Annotated in this window: 4 protein-coding genes, 2 pseudogenes and 1 other annotated feature; of the genes and pseudogenes, 4 read left to right on the top strand and 2 right to left on the bottom strand. The window is 38.3% G+C overall.

All coding sequences use genetic code 11. The features are described 5' to 3' along the window. Positions 1-27: 27 nt before the first annotated feature. Positions 28-729, bottom strand: coding sequence for an IS1 family transposase (locus tag J500_RS16450; RefSeq protein WP_004282341.1), 702 nt, complete (start codon positions 727-729; stop codon positions 28-30). Positions 730-861: 132 nt separating this feature from the next. Between J500_RS16450 and J500_RS17290 the strand changes: the two are divergent. Then, positions 862-2,095: pseudogene (locus tag J500_RS17290) on the top strand (IS3 family transposase). Next, positions 1,151-1,267 (top strand) — a sequence feature (AL1L pseudoknot). It overlaps the preceding pseudogene by 117 nt. A gap of 39 nt (positions 2,096-2,134) precedes the next feature. Here the strand turns inward: J500_RS17290 and J500_RS16430 are convergent. Beyond that, positions 2,135-2,701: a recombinase family protein gene (locus J500_RS16430; RefSeq protein WP_004897285.1), complete on the bottom strand. Its 567-nt coding sequence runs from the start codon at positions 2,699-2,701 to the stop codon at positions 2,135-2,137. 315 nt (positions 2,702-3,016) lie between these two features. On the opposite strand from J500_RS16430, the gene arsC reads away from it, so the two are divergent. The 3 genes and pseudogenes from arsC to J500_RS16415 form a co-directional block, all read left to right on the top strand. Then, positions 3,017-3,445: an arsenate reductase (glutaredoxin) gene (arsC, locus tag J500_RS16425; RefSeq protein ID WP_004733243.1), complete on the top strand. Its 429-nt coding sequence runs from the start codon at positions 3,017-3,019 to the stop codon at positions 3,443-3,445. A 44-nt stretch (positions 3,446-3,489) separates the two neighbouring features. Beyond that, positions 3,490-3,810, top strand: coding sequence for a metalloregulator ArsR/SmtB family transcription factor (locus J500_RS16420; RefSeq protein ID WP_034700655.1), 321 nt, complete (start codon positions 3,490-3,492; stop codon positions 3,808-3,810). Positions 3,811-3,846: 36 nt separating this feature from the next. After that, positions 3,847-4,302, top strand: a pseudogene (locus tag J500_RS16415) (IS6-like element IS1008 family transposase); the annotation flags it as partial.

Below are 4,302 nucleotides of genomic sequence, written 5' to 3'. Positions count from 1 at the left end.
GGTAGTGTTTCAAAAAGTATGCTGGCATTAAACGAATCCATTATTGATATAAAAGAACACTAAATCAAAGGCTTTGAAATGATTTTCAAGCTTTTTGGAGAAGTTGCAGCTTCTCCTAAAGCCTCGCCTGATTCGATGCCGTAATCGACAATTATTGCCTTCTATACCCACAGTGAAAAATTTACCAATCAACTGTTTGCATTCTTTAAAGGTCGTAACAAAGCTATCCCAATGGTCACTTGATATACATGTATAGCTTACACCTAACTGCTTCAATTTTAATTTAAGTCGTTTTGCAGTGGCTAAATCTCGGTTACCCCATACATAAGCAACAATTTCACCTGTTTCTCGATGATAGGCATAAATTAGCCATTGTTTATTTTGCTTATGACCAACAAAAGTCCAAAACTCATCTACTTCAAGGGTTTCATAATGACTTTGCTGTGCTCGAAGTTGATATTTTGATTGGCTAAGTGTCCGTAGAACTTTACCGATACTTACTCTTTCAATTTCTGCTATATCCCTGACACCACTGCCTCGCACCATGAGGTGTAATATTTTGGTTTTGATACCTGAGTGACAGCCTTGATAACTGAGAGCATGATCACCAATAAATTGACGTCTGCATATTTTACATTGGTAATTTTGCTTACCATCTACTTTTGTGCCATTTTTCTTTATACTGTCACTTAGGCAGGCTGGACACTTGATTTCTAGAGTTATTCGCATTTCTCTATTTTATCAAAATCCAACCTGCTTTTTTTCAGCATACTTTTTGAAACACCACCCATTTTTTAAATTGATCCTAGACTGAACCGTACCGGGTTTGTCGGAGAGTTAATATTCTGAGAGACTATCCCGATGACAAAATTAAAATATACCCCTGAAATTAGAGAAAGAGCGGTTCAATTATTGATTGAATCTGAAAAAGATTATCCATCGAATTGGGCTGCGATCACCGCTATTGCTCCCTGAGCAGTATACTGCGCAAGGGTTGTACTCCTGAAACACTACGTGCCTGGCATCAAAAGCATTTAGATCAGCAAAATCCAGTTAAAGTACAGCAGCTTTCAGACCAAGAACGTATCAAACAACTCGAACGCGAAAATAAAGAACTGCAACGCGCCAATGAGATTCTACGTAAAGCAGCCGCTTTTTTCGCCCAGGCGGAGCTCGACTGCCCACACAAATAATGGTGGATTTTATCCATAATAATAAAGAGCTGTACGGAGTCGAGGCGATTTGTAGAATTTTACCAATCGCACCTTCAACCTATTACCGCACTCTAGATCTCTGCGAAAATCCAGAACATCGAGCAAAGCGAGATTTACATGACTTGCATCATGCTGAACAAATTAAACGAATTTGGAAGGAAAGTTCAGGTCGGTATGGTGTACGTAAAGTCTGGCAAAAACTGAAACGTGAAGGTTATGTTATCGCACGCTGTACTGTTGCTCGATTAATGAAAAAGCTAGGTATACAAGGTGTTTGGTGAGGTAAGAACAAACAAACCACCCGTAGCCGAGATGACCAAAAACGAGCAGATGATTTAGTGAAACGTAATTTTACTGCTGATCATCCTGACCAACTGTGGGTGAGTGACTTTACGTATATTCAAACAAATTCAGGCTGAGTCTATACCGCCTTTATTATTGATGTGTTCTCACGAGCAATTGTTGGCTGGAAAGTATCTACACGAATGAATACAGATATGGTGCTCGATGCATTGGAGCAAGCATTGCATGATCGAGGCATGCCAAAGAATGTGATTCATCATTCAGATAGAGGTGTTCAATATCTTTCCATTCGCCATACCAATCGTTTAGAAGCTGCAAATTTACGAGCATCAGTCGGTACGACTGGTGATTCATACGATAATGCTTTGGCTGAAACGGTGAATGGCTTATACAAAACAGAGGTGATTGAATATCTAAAAGCAGGTTGGCAAGGTTTAGCGGATGTACAACTTGCGACACTAAATTGGGTAGATTGGTTCAATAAAAAGCGTGTACACAGTGCACTGGGTTATGTATCGCCTTTTGAGTTTGAAGCAATATACTATGATAAGATTAACCCGTTAGGTCAGGTGGCCTAACTTAAATAAAAAAGTCTCCGACAAACCCGGTACGGTTCACTATTCACTAACTTGTAAATATCGGTATACCGCCTGACGACTAATCCCAAAAGCTTTTCCTAATGCCATTTTTGATGGATACTTCCCTTCCCTCCATGCTTGTCGTAAAGCTTCAGCTTGGTCAGGCTTTAGTTTATGCACCCGACCTTTGTACTTCCCCTGAGCAGAGGCGAGTTTTATTCCTTCCTTTTGCCGCTCTAAAATGATCTCACGTTCGAACTGTGCAAAAGCACCCATCAATTGCAGCATCAAATTATCCATCGGGGTGGATTCGGCCGTAAAAGTAATATTTTCTTTTACAAACTGGATGGCAATCCCTCGTTTGACCAGTTTATCTACTTCAGTGACCAAATCTTTCAGGCTTCGCGCAAAACGATCCATGGAATGTACAATCACCCTGTCCCCTTCCCGGACATAGTTCAACATTTCCTGAAATTTAGGTCGGTCAGTATTTTTACCTGAAGCACGGTCAACAAAAATCCGGTCGACTTCAATCCCCTCAAGTTGACGCCCAGTATTTTGCTCGACCGAACTCACTCGCACATAACCTACTTTTTGGCCTTTCACTCTTTCTCGCCCCAATTGGATAAAAATGAACAATTTTGTAAATTATAAATCTTTAATATCAAAGTTACATGTTACTTATGATTAAAAATCATTTAAATGATACATAATTTCATGAACTTTCAGATTGTAACTTTAGGGTATACTCTAAATTTACATATTTAAATAACGAGTTTTTTCTCACTCATAAGAATTTGCAAGAATATATATACATTTATTGACATTAAGTAATTTAAATAAAATCAATATACGTATTTGCATATATGTGTAAATACGTATATAAATATATCTGAGTTTCTAATAGCAGAGTCAGTCAAAATGTTCTCGACCATAAAGATTTATCACAATCCTGAGTGTGGTACATCAAGGAATACCTTAGCTTTAATTCAAAATGCAGGAATTGAACCAATCGTTATTGAATATCTAATTACCCCACCTTCGAAAGCAGAATTAATTGAACTTATTCGTAGTGCTGGTTTAAGTGTTAGAGAAGCAATTCGTAAAAATGTACCTCCATATTCTGATTTAGAAATTGTTCGGGAAGATTGGTCTGATGAACAGCTTTTAAATTTTATGCTTCAACATCCTATTTTGATTAACCGCCCATTCGTTGTTACGGATTTAGGTACACGTTTGTGTCGTCCTTCTGAAGTTGTTTTGGATATTCTCCCGTTTCCTCAGAAAGGCGCATTTAGCAAAGAAGATGGTGAAAAAATTATTGATGAAAATGGCCAAAGAATTAAATAGCACTTTCTCATCTCTTAAATGGAAAGAATGTGAAGGAGACTTATATGGATCAAGTTAATTTTTTTAAATGCTTATCAGATGAAACACGTCTCAATATAGTGACATTAATTGTTGAAAATAAAGAACTATGTGTATGTGATTTGACTGAAAAACTACAACTCAGTCAACCTAAAATTTCAAGACATTTAGCTCTTTTACGTGCTTCAGGGCTACTTCAAGATCGCAGACAAGGCCAATGGGTTTACTACAGTATCAATCCAAAATTGGCCAACTGGTGTTATGAAATTTTAGATATTTTGAAGACGGTTCAATCTCAATCAAAGCTGGATGATCAACACGGCACTGTTGCAAATAGGCTGACATGATAAGCTAAATATCTTATTTATTTCGAGATACAGCAGATGAATCCCTTCCATGGTCGGCACTTTCAAGGTGAAATCATTCTTTGGGCTGTTCGTTGGTATTGTAAATATGGCATCAGCTATCGTGAACTTCAAGAAATGCTCGCTGAACGAGGTGTGAATGTTGACCACACCACAATTTATCGTTGGGTTCAGCGTTATGCTCCAGAAATGGAAAAACGCTTACGCTGGTATTGGCGTAATCCTACAGATTTACATTCATGGCATATGGATGAGACTTATATCAAAGTGAAGGGGCGATGGACTTACCTGTATCGTGCAGTTGATCAACGTGGTCATACGATTGACTTTTACCTTTCCGCTAGACGGAACAGTAAATCAGCCTATTGTTTTTTAGGAAAGATCTTCAATACGGTGAAAAAATGGCAAATTCCACGGGTCATCAATACAGATAAAGCAGCGACCTATGGCCATGCTTTATCACGGTTAAAGCGA

Origin of the sequence: Acinetobacter sp. 479375 (assembly GCF_000581715.1) — a bacterium.
Lineage (GTDB): Bacteria > Pseudomonadota > Gammaproteobacteria > Pseudomonadales > Moraxellaceae > Acinetobacter > Acinetobacter ursingii.
This window is presented reverse-complemented; position numbering and strand designations above follow the sequence as displayed.